Annotated in this window: 17 protein-coding genes, 1 tRNA gene and 1 riboswitch; of the genes, 10 read left to right on the plus strand and 8 right to left on the minus strand. The window is 59.2% G+C overall.

Annotated elements, in window-relative coordinates:
• Window positions 1–73 precede the first annotated feature (73 nt).
• Window positions 74–275, plus strand: a riboswitch (cobalamin riboswitch).
• Between the two features lie 30 nt (window positions 276–305).
• The 3 genes from ACZ1HJ_RS11750 to ACZ1HJ_RS11760 are packed head-to-tail and all read left to right on the plus strand — an operon-like array spanning window position 306 to window position 1687.
• A complete protein-coding gene (locus ACZ1HJ_RS11750) occupies window positions 306–476 on the plus strand; it encodes a CbtB domain-containing protein (protein ID WP_472718850.1) in 171 nt (56 codons plus the stop codon).
• 4 nt (window positions 477–480) lie between these two features.
• On the plus strand, window positions 481–1182 hold the full coding sequence (locus ACZ1HJ_RS11755; protein ID WP_472718851.1) for a CbtA family protein: 702 nt from the start codon (window positions 481–483) through the stop codon (window positions 1180–1182).
• 28 nt (window positions 1183–1210) lie between these two features.
• Window positions 1211–1687 carry a hypothetical protein gene (locus ACZ1HJ_RS11760; protein ID WP_472718852.1) on the plus strand — a complete coding sequence of 159 codons (477 nt, stop codon included), beginning with the start codon at window positions 1211–1213 and terminating at the stop codon, window positions 1685–1687.
• Here the strand turns inward: ACZ1HJ_RS11760 and ACZ1HJ_RS11765 are convergent.
• Complete coding sequence (locus ACZ1HJ_RS11765; RefSeq protein WP_472718853.1) at window positions 1684–2040, minus strand: DUF1636 family protein; 357 nt, start codon at window positions 2038–2040, stop codon at window positions 1684–1686. The two genes, ACZ1HJ_RS11760 and ACZ1HJ_RS11765, sit on opposite strands and share 4 nt — an antisense overlap.
• A 155-nt stretch (window positions 2041–2195) precedes the next feature.
• Here ACZ1HJ_RS11765 and ACZ1HJ_RS11770 point away from each other — a divergent pair, with 155 nt between their 5' ends.
• Window positions 2196–3176, plus strand: coding sequence for an Ldh family oxidoreductase (locus tag ACZ1HJ_RS11770; protein ID WP_472718854.1), 981 nt, complete (start codon window positions 2196–2198; stop codon window positions 3174–3176).
• On the opposite strand, the gene ACZ1HJ_RS11775 is transcribed toward ACZ1HJ_RS11770, so the two are convergent.
• A complete protein-coding gene (locus ACZ1HJ_RS11775; RefSeq protein WP_472718855.1) occupies window positions 3173–3616 on the minus strand; it encodes a DMT family transporter in 444 nt (147 codons plus the stop codon). The genes ACZ1HJ_RS11770 and ACZ1HJ_RS11775 overlap by 4 nt on opposite strands.
• A 161-nt stretch (window positions 3617–3777) precedes the next feature.
• Here ACZ1HJ_RS11775 and ACZ1HJ_RS11780 point away from each other — a divergent pair, with 161 nt between their 5' ends.
• Window positions 3778–4179: a DUF4864 domain-containing protein gene (locus tag ACZ1HJ_RS11780; protein WP_472718856.1), complete on the plus strand. Its 402-nt coding sequence runs from the start codon at window positions 3778–3780 to the stop codon at window positions 4177–4179.
• Between the two features lie 18 nt (window positions 4180–4197).
• Here ACZ1HJ_RS11780 and ACZ1HJ_RS11785 read toward each other — a convergent pair whose 3' ends face one another.
• Window positions 4198–4845: a hypothetical protein gene (locus ACZ1HJ_RS11785; protein ID WP_472718857.1), complete on the minus strand. Its 648-nt coding sequence runs from the start codon at window positions 4843–4845 to the stop codon at window positions 4198–4200.
• 114 nt (window positions 4846–4959) lie between these two features.
• On the opposite strand from ACZ1HJ_RS11785, the gene ACZ1HJ_RS11790 reads away from it, so the two are divergent.
• Window positions 4960–5280 carry an antibiotic biosynthesis monooxygenase family protein gene (locus tag ACZ1HJ_RS11790; RefSeq protein ID WP_472718858.1) on the plus strand — a complete coding sequence of 107 codons (321 nt, stop codon included), beginning with the start codon at window positions 4960–4962 and terminating at the stop codon, window positions 5278–5280.
• 101 nt (window positions 5281–5381) lie between these two features.
• Window positions 5382–6137, plus strand: coding sequence for a sulfotransferase-like domain-containing protein (locus tag ACZ1HJ_RS11795; protein WP_472718859.1), 756 nt, complete (start codon window positions 5382–5384; stop codon window positions 6135–6137).
• A gap of 14 nt (window positions 6138–6151) precedes the next feature.
• Here ACZ1HJ_RS11795 and ACZ1HJ_RS11800 read toward each other — a convergent pair whose 3' ends face one another.
• The 3 genes from ACZ1HJ_RS11800 to ACZ1HJ_RS11810 all read right to left on the minus strand — a co-directional run bounded on the left by ACZ1HJ_RS11800 (window position 6152) and on the right by ACZ1HJ_RS11810 (window position 7613).
• Window positions 6152–6562 (minus strand): EamA family transporter, encoded by a 411-nt coding sequence (locus tag ACZ1HJ_RS11800; protein WP_472722202.1) that lies wholly within the window; start codon window positions 6560–6562, stop codon window positions 6152–6154.
• A gap of 158 nt (window positions 6563–6720) precedes the next feature.
• Window positions 6721–6797, minus strand: a tRNA-Met gene (locus ACZ1HJ_RS11805).
• Window positions 6798–6851: 54 nt separating this feature from the next.
• On the minus strand, window positions 6852–7613 hold the full coding sequence (locus ACZ1HJ_RS11810) for a DeoR/GlpR family DNA-binding transcription regulator (protein ID WP_472718860.1): 762 nt from the start codon (window positions 7611–7613) through the stop codon (window positions 6852–6854).
• A 117-nt stretch (window positions 7614–7730) separates the two neighbouring features.
• Here ACZ1HJ_RS11810 and glpD point away from each other — a divergent pair, with 117 nt between their 5' ends.
• The 3 genes from glpD to glmM all read left to right on the plus strand — a co-directional run bounded on the left by glpD (window position 7731) and on the right by glmM (window position 12303).
• The gene (gene glpD / locus ACZ1HJ_RS11815) at window positions 7731–9311 is read left to right on the plus strand and encodes a glycerol-3-phosphate dehydrogenase (RefSeq protein ID WP_472718861.1); all 1581 of its coding nucleotides are present in this window, start codon (window positions 7731–7733) and stop codon (window positions 9309–9311) included.
• 69 nt (window positions 9312–9380) lie between these two features.
• Window positions 9381–10859, plus strand: a complete 1479-nt coding sequence (gene glpK / locus ACZ1HJ_RS11820) for a glycerol kinase GlpK (protein ID WP_472718862.1) — start codon at window positions 9381–9383, stop codon at window positions 10857–10859.
• Window positions 10860–10962: 103 nt separating this feature from the next.
• The gene (gene glmM / locus ACZ1HJ_RS11825) at window positions 10963–12303 is read left to right on the plus strand and encodes a phosphoglucosamine mutase (RefSeq protein ID WP_472718863.1); all 1341 of its coding nucleotides are present in this window, start codon (window positions 10963–10965) and stop codon (window positions 12301–12303) included.
• 9 nt (window positions 12304–12312) lie between these two features.
• On the opposite strand, the gene ACZ1HJ_RS11830 is transcribed toward glmM, so the two are convergent.
• Together ACZ1HJ_RS11830 and ACZ1HJ_RS11835 are read right to left on the minus strand one after the other, a co-directional pair.
• Entirely contained in the window at window positions 12313–12993 is a 681-nt protein-coding gene (locus ACZ1HJ_RS11830; RefSeq protein WP_472718864.1) for a TIGR01777 family oxidoreductase, read from the minus strand.
• 17 nt (window positions 12994–13010) lie between these two features.
• Complete coding sequence (locus ACZ1HJ_RS11835) at window positions 13011–13805, minus strand: NAD-dependent epimerase/dehydratase family protein (protein ID WP_472718865.1); 795 nt, start codon at window positions 13803–13805, stop codon at window positions 13011–13013.
• Window position 13806 lies beyond the last annotated feature (1 nt).

Consider the following 13806-nt stretch of genomic DNA (forward strand, 5'->3'; position numbering starts at 1 on the left):
CGCCAAAAGGTTAAAATCGATCCGTGATCCGGTGCCGGATGCAATATGCGTATTGACCGCGCCTCTATGTTTCTGGCACTGAGATAAGGCCGGTCCTTCGCGTCAATACTGGGGTGAGGGTAAAAGGGAATGCAGTGAGGATCCGTCCGACTCTGCGGCTGCCCCCGCAACTGTGAGCGGTGAGCAGGGCTGAAAACGCCACTGGAGAAATCCGGGAAGGCCAGCCTATGCATCGACCCGTAAGCCAGGAGACCTGCCGGTCTGGGACCACTAAACCCGTCGGGTGCGACGGAAAGGAAAATGAGATGAACGCTGTCACTGCTTCAGTAACAAAGACCAAATCAGGCCTCGGCGCCGCCGTTTTCGCAGCCTTCCTTGGCTTCGCGGTTGTTGCTGTTACAGGCCTTGCACAGGCTGAGACGCTGCACGCGGCCGCACATGACGTGCGTCACGCGACCGGCTTCCCCTGCCACTAAGCACGTGTTTACGCGCATACTGACCAGCGCGTTGTTTGCTGGTGCTGCCGCGGGGCTGATTGCCGCCCTGCTGCAGCTTGTCTTCGTTCAACCCGTCCTGTTGCACGCCGAGCTTTATGAAAGTGGTGAGCTTGTGCATTTCGGCGCGACGTCGACGGTTTCTGCACATCCCGATCTGGGTGGCATGGACATGTTGCGCGATGGTTTAAGCATCATCTTCAGCATGTTGATCTATTCCGGTTATGCTCTGATGCTGGTGTCGCTGATGTCTCAGGCGCAGGACCGTGGCGCTGTCATCAACGGCCGCACGGGATTGCTTTGGGGTCTGGCCGGTTTTGTGGCGGTGCACTTTGCGCCGGGCTTTTCTCTGGCACCCGAAGTGCCCGGTGTTGCCGCCGCGGATGTAAACGCACGGCAAATCTGGTGGTTGGCAACCGTGGCCACGGCAGGCGTCGCTATGTGGCTCATTGCCTTTGGACGTGGCTGGCTGGCCTGGGGTGTTGCTGTCGTTTTGCTTCTGGCCCCACATCTGATTGGCGCGCCAGAGCCTGATGTCTTCACCGGCCCTGTACCCACGGAAATTGGGGCGCATTTTGCGGCGCGTGCCTACGGCGTTGGGATGGCGGCATGGATCATCTTGGGCTGTTGTGCGGGCTATTTCTGGTCCCGCGATCCAGCGGCAGAAGGCATGACCCAGAACGCCTGACACGGCAGTGCATTTCGGAAAGGCGACCATGGACCGTTCAATCGTTCTGTTGATCATCGGGTTGGTTTTTGGCGGAGGCATCGGTTTTACGGTTGCCGCTGGCAATGGCATCACGCTGGATGGCCACGATCACGACATGCATGTCAGTGGCGGCATGGACCATAGCGCGCATGATATGCTGCTCTCTGTGCCGGCGGGCCCCGATGCGCCCGAGTTCGCGGTCGAGATATCAGCTGATCCCGTATTGGGCTGGAACCTGCATGTGATGCCGCGCAATTTTCGGTTTGCCCCTGACCGGGCCGGCCTTGATCATGTGGATGGCGAAGGCCACGCCCATGTCTATATCAACGGCGATAAACTCGCACGGCTCTACGGCCCTTGGATGCATATAGGTCAGTTGCCCGAGGGCGATGTTGAGGTGAAAGTCACGTTGAATTCCAACGATCACCGGCCGCTGGCCGTGGGTGATAGGCTGCTGGAACAGGTGGTGGACCTGAAAAACTAGTCCGTATCCAACGCCGGCACGCGCCCGATAAGGCAGTGTCGCAGGCGTCCACAGGGACGAGCGTCTTCGATCCAACCACGCGGGCTGTCGATATAGGCCTTCAGCGTGTTGATCACATCTTTCTGATCCGCTGCGGGATCAACCCCCGCAAAGAAACAGGTGGCGCGGCCAGCCCCTTGCAAGGCCAGGGATACAGGCGCGGCACAGCCGTTCATGCAGTCTTGCGTTTTGACAACAATGGGCACGGTCAATGCGGCAGCGTCGATCGCTGCGGCCAGTGCTTCGCCCGCCGGGTCCCCTTCGGGCAGGCAGGTCGCGCACAGACGTAGGATAATTTTGTCTTTCTGGCCCATTCCGACTCTCCGTCACGATGCTGACGGGGGTGTTAACGCATTGAATGGCGCTGCGCCATTGCGGTCTCTGTATGTTTGTAAGTCGCGCGTGTAAAACAAGCGATTGACCCCGGCGGTGCAAGTGCCCAAAGTCCCGCAAAATTATCGGAGGCGACATGGTAGATATATCTCTGGATCAGATCGAAGCAACCAGCCGCGCAGCGCTGGAACGTCATGGTGCCGCGCCGTGGATTGCCGCCTCTGTCGCAGATGCGGTGCGCAAGGCCGAGGCCGTGGGTAACAAGATCTGTGGGCTTTATTACCTCGAGAGCTACTGCACGCAGCTGAAATCGGGCCGGGTCAATGGCACCGTCGATCCGGTGGTCACACGGCCGCGTCCTGGTGCAGTTAAGGTCGATGCCAAATTTGGGTTCGCCCAGCCTGCGTTCGCCCGGGGTCTGCCCGAGGCGCTGGCTGCTGCGCGCGAATGTGGCGTGGCCAGTCTCGCGGTAGGTCATGCGCATACCTGCACTTCGCTGGGATATTTTACCGAACAGATTGCGGCTGAGGGATTGATCGCTCTGGGGCTGACGAATGCGTCGCCCATCGTCGCCCCGCCGGGGGGTAAGACCCGTGTCATCGGCACCAACCCGATTGCGTTTTCCGTGCCGGACGGCAAGGGCGGCATTGCCATGCAGTTTGACCAATCGACCACCACCGTGGCCCTTGGCAAGATCACCATGGCCAAAGCCGCCGGAGAACGCATCCCCGAAGGTTGGGCGGTGGATGCCGACGGCAACCCCACAACGGACCCCGAGGCGGCTCTGAGCGGATCTTTGGTCAGTATGGGTGGCTACAAGGGGTGGGGCTTCGGCCTGATGGCCGAGTTGTTGGCCGCAGGCATGACCGGTGGCGTGGTCAGTCGAGACGTCAAACCCCTGAAAGCGCCTGATGGTCCGCCCCACGACCTTGGGCAGTATTACCTGTTGATGGATCCCGACGTTTCAGGTGATTTTCTGGACCGTCTGGCGCAGGTTGCCGACGGTGTCGCCATGGACGAAGGCGCCCGCATCCCCGGTCAGACCAAGCGACATATGGATCCGGTTCCGCTGGAGGAGGCCGTTTGGGCGCAGGTACAGGCGCTTGCGGGCCACTAAACCTGCTGGGTAATGAAAACGCCCGCCGCCATGACCGCGATGCCGCCGGCACGCGTCAGCGACAAGGGTGAGATTTGCGCGCCGAACAACCCGAAATGATCTATTGCGGCGGCGCTAATGAGCTGTCCCAACAGAACAAAAAACACGGCATTGCCCACCCCGAATTTCGGCGCAACAAAGGTGATCGTCAGTACATAAAACGCCACCAGACACCCGCCGAGCAACAGGTGCTTAGGGGCTGTGGTGACCCCCAAAACGGCGCGGGGAGAGTTGAACAGCAGCACCAGCAGCGTGCTCAGCAATGCCACGACAAACAGAATGCAGGCGGCTGCGACCGGTGATCCCAACCGCGTTCCAAGGGCGGCATTCAGCGCCGCAAGGATGGGAATGCCAATACCGGCGATGAGCATGACCAAAGCATAGGACGTTGTGGGGGGCATGGGGATGTCTCCGGCAAGTGTTTTGCCTCAAACTGGCATGCGGCGGCGGCGGGTTCCAGTTCAAATACGGCGCAGGTGGGCCGGGGTGCTGGAGACACGCAAAGCAAAGGGCTATTTGATCCGCGCGCCGCTTGGCCTACCTTTGGGCTCGGAGGTGCGCGATGCGACAGTTTCTTTTTTCTCTTTTGGCAGCCTTGGTGTTCTGCCTTCCGGCACGTGCGGATGATACGGCCATCAGGTCCGTGATCTCCGCCCAGATCGAAGCATTTCAGGCGGATGATTTCGTGGCGGCATTCGACTTTGCAAGTCCGAACATACAACAGATTTTCGGCACGCCTGAAAATTTCGGCACGATGGTACGGCAAGGCTATCCAATGGTCTGGCGGCCAGCGCAGGTCGATTTTCTGGCGGTCGATACGGTGGACGGGATGCTTTGGCAAAACGTTATGATCCGGGATCAAGCAGGTGTTGTCCATATTCTGGAATACCAGATGATCGAGCAGGGAAATGGCTGGAAGATCAACGCTGTACGAAAGAAAATTGAGCCCGGCGGTACGGCGTAAAAGCAGATGTAAACCGGTTCAGAATTCACGCCAGATACCGAGTTTTGCGCCATAGACTGACCCGCCGCTGATATCTGCGACCAGACCCAGCTCCCAAAAGCGCCCGGGCTTGCGTTCGAAGACGTAGGAGGGCGCGAATTTGATGTAATCCGATCCCTTGGGCTCAAGCCCCGCTTGTATTTGTGCGATAAGTTTCGATCGTTTTCCCGCGTTCAGACCAAAGGTGAAATCCGCTTCGAACCGCATGTCGCTAGGGCCGTCCTTTAATACCGCGCGGGTGTCCAGCGTCATCCAACCGGTGCGTTTGCCCAACGTAAGGCCGCGGCCAATCGAAAACCCGGGCCGAAACGCCCATGCACCGTCAACCAACCCCACCCCCACTTCCACCGCATACCGGAACTTCCGCTCGGTCCCCAAAATGGGGATGCGTAAAAACGCGACGGCCTTATCGGTGCGAATTTCACTGCCGCTGTAATCCACGCCGATTGTGAGGTTTTCGGTCAGACCATATTCCGCGTAAATCGTGCCGAACTGTGTGACCAGACCGATATCATCTGAATATTCCCCATTCGCATGCGCGGAGTAAAACACCTTGCCCTTGCCGCGCGGCCAAGGCCCTGCCTGTACTTGCCCCGCCATCAGCAGCAAAAGAATGAATGCGCGCAAATTGGTTTCCTCCGCGTTAACCATCCTTAAAAAGGGTAAAGCGAGTGTTAAGGCCTTCGAGATTTTGCGCTGATGTCACAACCTGCTAGGCTGCGAGGCAGAAGGAGATGAGCCATGCCCGTAATAGCCAAATCCGACACCAACCAGACCGTGATCACCACCTTTGAAATGACCCCGGGGACCTGTCAGGACCTGCTGGAGCTTCTGACCGCTGCCTATGATCAGTTTATTTCCAAACAGCCGGGTTTCGTATCCGCCGGTTTGCACGTCAACGACGCCCAAACCCGTATCGCAAACTACTCGCAATGGGAGCGGCGGGAAGACTTTCAGGCCATGTTGCGAAGTGATGAGATGCGCAAAAGAAATCGTGAAATCAATGAGCTGTGCAAAAGCTTTGAGCCAGTAATGTACGATGTTGCGGCCACGTTTGGCTAAGCGCAGAATGGAAAGGGTCTCCCATGTGTGGCGCGGACGTTTGGCATGAGGGCACGTTTTTTCGATCTGGCGAAAAAACCGCCCCGTGCTAACGATTGCACATGGATAAACTGATTGTTCTTTGGTCACACCCGCGATCCATGTCGACCGCCACCGAAAGGGTGATGCGCGAGCGCGGTGATCTGTGGTGTGCCCATGAACCCTTCATGTATGACTATTACGTGCACCGCGGCGTAGCACGGATGCCGCATTTCGACGTCCAGTCAGACCACCCCGTGCGCTACGAAGACATCCGTGACATGCTTGTGGCCAAGGCATCAGACGCGCCGGTGTTTTTCAAGGATATGGCTTATTATGTCATGCCGCGCATTCTGTCCGATGTCGCGTTTCTGAAGCGGCTCACCCATGTTTTCCTGATCCGCGATCCCGTTGCGGCGATCCTGTCCTACCACAAACTCGATCCGGAGATGACGCTTGAGGAAGTCGGATTGGAGGCACAGTGGCAGCTTTTTGATGCATTGAAGGCGATGGGCATACGCCCGCCGGTGATAGAGGCTGAAACGGTTCAACGTGACCCCAAGGGTGTGATGCAAAAGGTGTGGCAAACCATTGATCTGCCCTTTCGGTCAGAGGCGTTTGACTGGGATGCCGCGCCTCCGGAAGATTGGTCGCAGGTTGAGCAATGGCACAGCCGCGCTAAAAACTCCTCGGGTATCGTCCCCGTCAAGGAAGGCGAACACGAAAGAAAACGCGCTGAATTCGAAACGCGGTCCGAACACCATCCACAACTGGCTGAATTCCTGATGCATCACGCGCCGTTTTACGAGCGCTTGCGCGAAAGGGCGATCAAGGTGTGATCGTGCAGTCCGCCTCAGGCAACACGGACCATGAGCACCATGGCCAACAAGGCGCACCCGATCCCGGCATATTCGCGAAGATACAGCGGCTCATCGAAGTACAGCGCACCAATTGCGCAAAGCGCCAGCAGCGTGATCATAGAAAACGCAACGCCCGCCTGCGACAGTGTCACATGCAGCAACGCGTAATACCACATCACAGCCGATATGGCGTAGAGCAGGCACCCCGACATCACCAGAGCGGAATGCACCGGCTGACCGCCATCTGCGGCGAGTTTGATCATATAGTCGCCGATGATAACCAGCAGCGCGGTGAACAGGCAAAATACAAAGCCAAATGTAATGGCCAACATAGCAACCTCCTGTCGAGGTAATTTGATTTCATTATAAAAATTAGGTCTTGAGAAAATGCGCCCCGAGCCGATTTCCCCCCGGGGCGCTGATACAAAATAAACAAATCAATCGTTAATGCAGCCATCCTGCGCGCTGCCGGGATGACAGACAAGTATGGAGAACCATACCTTTGTCTGGGCCTGACCAACCCGAGGGTTGATGACGATGGGATCGTTTTTTGAGAGGGATTTGGTAGCGGAGGAGGGACTTGAACCCCCGACACGCGGATTATGATTCCGCTGCTCTAACCACCTGAGCTACTCCGCCGGACCGAGCCGGTTGGTATGACACGATAAGGTCCACGTCAAGGGACAATCCGCGCTAATGTGCTGCGCGCAAATCAGTGTCGAGCGTGTCGCACAGGCGGGCCAACTCTGGCGCGACTGGTGCATCCGTTACCAAAGTGTCGATCCGGTTCAGGGAGGTGATGCATACCGGGGCCGTTCGGGTGAATTTTGACCCATCGGCGAGCAAGACACTGCTGCGGGCGCGGGCCAGGGCGCGTCGGCTGACGATCACTTCCTGCGGGTCAAAATCTAACACCTCGCCATCCGCATCTACGCCGGAACAGCCGATGATCGCGAGGTCAAACTTGAATCCCTCAAGCGCCGCGGCGGCCATATCACCCACCATCCCGCCATCTGCCGCGCGCAGTGTGCCGCCGGTCAACACGATCTGACAATTTTGGTTTTGCCCCAGGATTTGGGCGACGTTGATGTTGTTTGTCACCACGATCAGGTTTTCGTGGCCGGTCAATTCCTGCGCCAGAGCCTCTGTCGTGGTGCCGATGTTCAAGAAGATGCAGGCATCGTTTGGGATCATCCCGGCGGCCGTACGGGCAATGGCGTGTTTGGCGTCACTGTTGAGCTGCCGGCGCTCTTCATACTGGATGTTGCGGATGCCCGCGGGCAGGATCGCGCCGCCATGCACCCGCGTCAGACGCCCGGCATTGGCCAGATCGGTCAGATCACGGCGAATGGTCTGCACGCTGACGCCAAAGCGACCAGCCAGGCCATCCACGGTCACCTTGCCCTCGGACCGGGCAATCTCGAGGATATCCGGATGGCGGAATGTCTGCGACATAAACGCTCCTTTGCGCGCGAAACTTCTGAAAAACGAAAATAAACGAAAGCGCGTTATTGACAAGTTTTTCCGTATCAGGCTTTGTGAATGCTCTTCAACCGAGGCAGGGGGCCTCACGTGTCTGCATCCGCAAAAACTGCCGCAACGCCGTGGGACGTCGATCTTTTTGTGATCGGCGGCGGCATCAATGGGTGTGGCATTGCACGTGATGCGGCGGGCCGGGGCCTGCGCGTGGAACTGGCCGAGATGAACGATCTGGCCTCTGCCACGTCGTCGGCGTCGACTAAGCTCTTTCATGGCGGGCTGCGATATCTGGAATATTTCGAAATCCGGCTGGTGCGCGAGGCGCTGATTGAGCGTGAAACCTTGCTGCGTGCGATGCCGCATATCAGCTGGCCCATGCGATTTGTGCTGCCATATCATGCAGATATGCGGTTTGACGGCGATACGCCCACATCCAAGTTGCTCGGGTTTTTCATGCCGTGGATGCGCGGACGCCGCCCGGCCTGGCTGATCCGATTGGGGCTTTTCCTCTATGACAACCTGGGCGGGCGAAAAATCCTGCCCGCCACGGCCACGGTTGATCTGACATCCGACCCGGTTGGCGCGCCGCTGCAAGAGCGTTTCGCCAAGGCCTATGAATATTCCGATTGCTGGATCGAAGACAGCCGATTGGTGGTCTTGAACGCCCGAGATGCCCAGGCCCGGGGCGCTGTGATCAACACGCGCAGCCGTGTGACCCGGGCGGAGCGGAAGCAGGATTACTGGCAAATCACCGTTGAGATGCCAGATGGGGGGCAGCGCGATGTGCGGGCACGGTTGCTGGTCAATGCCGGTGGGCCATGGGTCAAGGATGTGATTGGCAACGTGGCGGGTGTGAACGCGACCGAAGGCGTGCGGCTGGTCCGCGGCAGTCATATCGTGACGCGCAAACTCTTTGATCACGACAAATGCTATTTCTTTCAGGGCGAAGATGGCCGGATCATTTTTGCCATTCCCTATGAGGGCGATTTTACCCTGATCGGGACAACGGATGCGGAGCACTCGGATGTGCATGAAAAGCCGGTTTGCACCCCGCAAGAGGCTGATTATCTTCGCAAATTCGCTTCTTCCTATTTTCGTACGCCGATCGAGGCTGATGATGTGGTCTGGACCTATTCCGGCGTGCGCCCGCTTTATGATGACGGGGCAAGCTCAGCCACGGCGGCCACGCGGGATTACGTTCTCAAGCTGCGCGAAGAAGGCGGCGCACCGATGCTCAATATCTTTGGCGGCAAGATCACAACCTATCGCAAACTGGCCGAAACAGCATTGGACAAGATCGTCCCGTTCTTTCCAAATGCAACCGGTCCCTGGACGGCAGGGGTGGCCATGCCCGGTGGTGATTTTCCGGTGGATGGGTTTGACGGGCTAGTGCGCGACCTGGCGCGGGATTATCCGTTTCTGGACGCCCGGCAGGCGCGTCGTCTGGTGCGGGCCTATGGCACCGAGGCGCGCGATTTGTTGGGCGCAGCCGTGACGCGCGATGACTTGGGCAAGGATTTTGGCGCTGGTCTGAGCGAAGCAGAAGTTCGCTGGCTGATGGCCCGTGAATTCGCGCGCACGGCCGACGATGTGGTCTGGCGGCGCTCGAAACTGGGTCTGCGGATGCGCGCGGCGGAAATCGAGGCGTTGGAGGAATGGATGCAGACCGCCTGAGCGCGGGATTGCCAAGTGCCGCACGCCTTGCCAGACTGGCTGAAACACGAAGAACGGGGAGGGGATCAGATGAGCAATATTCTGGCCATCGATCAGGGCACGACGTCCAGCCGGGCCATTGTCTTTGACGCGCAAATGCAGGTGGCGGCTGTCGCGCAGCAGGAGTTTGCACAGCATTATCCCGCGTCGGGTTGGGTCGAGCATGATCCGGCTGATTTGTGGGATACGACGCTGGCAACCTGCCGTGAGGCGATGGCACAGGCCAGCGGTGAAATCACGGCCATCGGCATCACCAATCAACGCGAAACGACTGTGGTCTGGGATAAGACAACGGGTGAGCCGGTTCATAACGCCATTGTCTGGCAGGATCGCCGGACCGCTGATTTCTGTCGCGAGCTGCGCGAGGCGGGGCATGGCGACATGATTACGGCACGCACCGGGTTGCTGGCTGATCCGTATTTTTCCGGCACAAAACTGCGCTGGATTCTGGAGAATGTCGAAGGTGCACGGGCGCGGGCGGAGGCAGGTGAGCTGCTTTTCGGCACGGTAGACAGTTTCTTGATCTGGAAGCTGACCGGTGGGGAGGTACATGCCACCGATGCCACCAACGCCGCGCGCACGCTGCTTTATGACATCCGCAAAGGCCGGTGGAGCCAGACGATTTGCGATCTGTTGAACATTCCCATGCAGATGCTGCCCGACGTGCGCGACAGTGCGGCGGACTACGGCAAGGCGCAGGCCGTGCATTTGGGGCAGGACATCCCGATCCTTGGGGTGGCCGGTGATCAGCAGGCCGCCACCGTGGGGCAGGCCTGTTTCAGCCCGGGCATGATGAAATCGACCTATGGCACAGGATGCTTTGCGCTTCTCAATACGGGCGATACGCCGGTTGAGTCCAACAATCGTCTTTTGACAACAATCGCTTACCAGCTGGACGGCAAGCCGACCTATGCGCTGGAAGGCTCGATTTTCGTGGCAGGGGCCGTGGTGCAATGGCTGCGCGACGGGCTCAAGATCATATCCGAGGCCGGGGAGACCAAAACCCTCGCTGAGAGCGCCGATTCTGGGCAGGATGTGGTGATCGTGCCTGCGTTCACGGGCCTTGGCGCCCCCTATTGGAACGCCGAATGCCGCGGCGCCGTTTTTGGCCTGACGCGTAATTCGGGCGCGGCGGAACTGTCGCGCGCGGCCCTTGAAAGCGTGGGGTATCAGACGCGAGACCTTTTGGAGGCAATGCGCGATGATTGGGCCGCCACTGGTGGCGAGGCGGTCTTGCGCGTCGATGGCGGTATGAGCGCCTCGGACTGGACGATGCAGTTTCTGGCCGACATCATCGACGCACCCGTTGACCGGCCTGTCGTGCTGGAAACCACGGCGCTCGGCGCGGCCTGGCTTGCCGGGATGTATGCGGGCATCTATCCAAACCAGGCGGAATTCGCCAAAAGCTGGGCCCGCGATCGCCGGTTCGAGCCGGATATGGACACGGACGCGCGAGAGGTCAAATATGCCGCGTGGAAGCGCGCGGTTGAGGCAACAATGTCCTACTAAGCGAGCGCGCGTGCCCACAAGATGCTAGATGTTGCGGGGCGCAAAGGCTAAAGACATGCACGTCCCAGAATGCGGGCAAAAACAGTACAGGTATTGAATTCGTATGGCGGAAAAACTCTTTGGAACCGACGGTGTGCGTGGCCGCGCCAACAGTTGGCCGATGACGGCTGAGGTGGCCCTTGGGCTGGCCGCTGCCGCAGGGCGCTATTTCCGCCGCGACAAGAATGAACACCGTGTGGTGATTGGCAAGGACACGCGCCTTTCGGGCTACATGATCGAAAACGCGTTGACGGCGGGGTTCACCTCCACCGGGATGAACGTATTTCTGCTGGGGCCCGTGCCCACGCCTGCGATTGGGTATCTGACCCACAGTCTGCGCGCCGATCTGGGCGTGATGATCTCGGCCAGCCATAACCCGGCATCGGATAACGGGATCAAGTTTTTTGGCCCCGATGGGTTCAAGCTGAGCGACAATGCCGAGGCGGAGATCGCCCGGCTGCTAGACGAAGGTGTGGCGCCTGCCGCGCCCGAAAACATTGGCCGGGCCAAAAGGATCGACGATGTGCGCGGCCGCTATATTGAATACGCCAAAACCACCTTTCCACGCGGCAAGCGTATGGATGGCCTGCGCGTCGTTCTGGATTGCGCCAATGGGGCTGCTTACCGCACAGCACCCGAAGTGTTGTGGGAGTTGGGGGCCGAGGTCATCCCCTTAGGAGTGGAGCCTAACGGCTTCAATATCAACGAAGATTGCGGTTCTACCCATCCGGAACGCGCCGCCGCCAAAGTGCTGGAAACCGGTGCTGATCTGGGCATTTGCCTTGATGGGGACGCGGACCGTGTGATCCTGATCGACGAAAAAGGCCGGGTGTCTGACGGCGATCAGATCATGGGGTTGATTGCATCACGATGGGCGCAGGAAGGGCGGTTGAGCGGTGACGCTCTGGTGGCCACAGTGATGTCCAATCTTGGGCTCGAGCGCTTTCTGGAGGCGCAAGATATCGGGCTGGAACGCACGTCGGTGGGGGATCGCTACGTAGTGGAACGGATGCGCGGCGGCAATTTCAACCTTGGCGGGGAGCAATCGGGCCATATCGTGATGACCGATTATGCCACCACCGGCGACGGGCTGATCGGCGCATTGCAATTTTTGGCAGCGATGGTAGAAACCGGCGACAAGGCGAGCACATTGAGCCATGTGTTTGATCCTGTGCCGCAAAAACTGGTCAACGTCACTTTTGAGCCGGGCAAGACGCCGCTTGAGACTGATCAGGTGCAGGCGGCGATTGCGGCGGGAGAAAAGACATTGGGGAATGCCGGCCGCCTTTTGATCCGCGAGTCGGGTACCGAGCCGCTGATCCGCGTGATGGGAGAAGCCGAGGACCTGACCCTTTTGGACCAGGTCCTGACCCAGATCACCGACGCGGTCCGCGCCCAAAGTTGAACCACGGTCTCACTGCAGCGCCTTTGCGAGATCCTGCGCGGGCTGCACCGGCTTCTCCTTTGCACCGGTGATCTGACGCAACATCGGTGCCAGTTCGACATGGCGGAAGGTAAATCCATGCCGCAACAGGGCGGCCGGCACCACGCGTTGACCCCCAAGCATGGTTTCCCGCGCCAGATCACCCAAGAGGCCGCTCAATACGCGGGACGGGAACCGCAGTAACAACGGCCGGTGCAACGCGCGTGCCAGATCACGCGAAAACCGTTCATTGCGTACCGGGTGGGGCGCGGTTGCGTTGATCGGGCCGGTGATTGCGTCATTGGCCATGGCAAAGGCGATCACGCGGATCATGTCATCATGTTCGATCCATGGCATCCATTGCTGTCCGTTGCCCATGATGCCGCCGCCGCCGAATTCAAATGGGGTTAGCAGTTTGGCCAGCATCCCGCCATCCACGCCCAGAACCAGCCCGGTGCGCAGCAGGACCAATCGCACGCCGTGCTTGGACACACCAGCGGCGGCCTCTTCCCATGCGGTGCAGATGTCGCGGGTGAAGGCGGCAGCTGGCGCGCTATCCTCCGACAATTTCGCATCACCTTGCAACCCGTACCAACCAACCGCAGAGCCGCTAATCAGGCAGTCCGGTTTGTGCGCAAGGCGTGCAACCAGCGCAACAATCGCCTTGGTCATATCAACCCGTGAGGCGATCAACAGCTTGTGCCGCTTTGCGGTCCAAAGCCCCCGGCGATGGATGCACCGGCGAGGTTGATAATGGCGTCAAACCTGTCCTGATCATGGATCTGATCAAGGCTGGTGATCACGCGAACCGGATGGGCAAGCACGTCCGAGTTGCGCGCATCACGGGTCAGGACGGTGACATGATGCCCGGCGGCGACAAGCGCCTCGACAAGCCGCGCGCCGATGAAGCCGGTGCCGCCGGTGATCAACACGTGCTGACGCGGTTTCAGCCCGGCCACGAGGGTCGCGGGATCGCCCCGGTCCAGCCGGTCACTGCGCGCGGCGGCCAGAAGGTCACGCGCGCTGAAGATGCCGACACCAAGGGCCGACAGTGTGGCCATCACGCTCCACCAGCCGTAGCTGACCGGGATCAGCGCGGAAGGCAAGAAGGCCCATTCCCAAAGGTAAGGCGCGGCCAGCGCAAGGATCGCGCCATAGTTCAGCGCCAAAAGCGTGTGGTTGATCCGCTCGCTGCCGGGCAGTTTGCGGGTCAGGTCTTCTTCAACGAAATCCCACAGGGTGATCAGCACTTCGACGGCCAGAATACCCGCTAAAACAACGGTATAGATGCCGTGAGGTTCAAACCAGGCGAAGCACAGAAAGATCACGATGTAAAAGAAATTGCGCACGCCATGCAGGCGCAATTCCTGTTTTTGCGACGGGCGCCAGGCCAGCCGTTCGGTGCCTTCATGATGCACCAGCGTGTCGAAAGCGCCCATGAAAACCTGAACGGTTATGAGGCTCCAGAGAATGGGATTGTCCATA

Source organism: Roseovarius sp. JB2-10 (assembly GCF_055693585.1).

Bases quoted from the DNA above. Each gene is read 5' to 3' on its own strand.
- ACZ1HJ_RS11775 (WP_472718855.1), bottom strand. From the start codon at position 3,616: ATGCCCCCCACAACGTCCTATGCTTTGGTCATGCTCATCGCCGGTATT.
- ACZ1HJ_RS11750 (WP_472718850.1), top strand. From the start codon at position 306: ATGAACGCTGTCACTGCTTCAGTAACAAAGACCAAATCAGGCCTCGGC.
- glpK (WP_472718862.1), top strand. From the start codon at position 9,381: ATGAGCAATATTCTGGCCATCGATCAGGGCACGACGTCCAGCCGGGCC.
- ACZ1HJ_RS11780 (WP_472718856.1), top strand. From the start codon at position 3,778: ATGCGACAGTTTCTTTTTTCTCTTTTGGCAGCCTTGGTGTTCTGCCTT.
- glmM (WP_472718863.1), top strand. From the start codon at position 10,963: ATGGCGGAAAAACTCTTTGGAACCGACGGTGTGCGTGGCCGCGCCAAC.
- ACZ1HJ_RS11835 (WP_472718865.1), bottom strand. From the start codon at position 13,805: ATGGACAATCCCATTCTCTGGAGCCTCATAACCGTTCAGGTTTTCATG.
- ACZ1HJ_RS11790 (WP_472718858.1), top strand. From the start codon at position 4,960: ATGCCCGTAATAGCCAAATCCGACACCAACCAGACCGTGATCACCACC.
- ACZ1HJ_RS11760 (WP_472718852.1), top strand. From the start codon at position 1,211: ATGGACCGTTCAATCGTTCTGTTGATCATCGGGTTGGTTTTTGGCGGA.
- ACZ1HJ_RS11830 (WP_472718864.1), bottom strand. From the start codon at position 12,993: ATGACCAAGGCGATTGTTGCGCTGGTTGCACGCCTTGCGCACAAACCG.
- ACZ1HJ_RS11770 (WP_472718854.1), top strand. From the start codon at position 2,196: ATGGTAGATATATCTCTGGATCAGATCGAAGCAACCAGCCGCGCAGCG.
- ACZ1HJ_RS11810 (WP_472718860.1), bottom strand. From the start codon at position 7,613: ATGTCGCAGACATTCCGCCATCCGGATATCCTCGAGATTGCCCGGTCC.
- ACZ1HJ_RS11765 (WP_472718853.1), bottom strand. From the start codon at position 2,040: ATGGGCCAGAAAGACAAAATTATCCTACGTCTGTGCGCGACCTGCCTG.
- ACZ1HJ_RS11795 (WP_472718859.1), top strand. From the start codon at position 5,382: ATGGATAAACTGATTGTTCTTTGGTCACACCCGCGATCCATGTCGACC.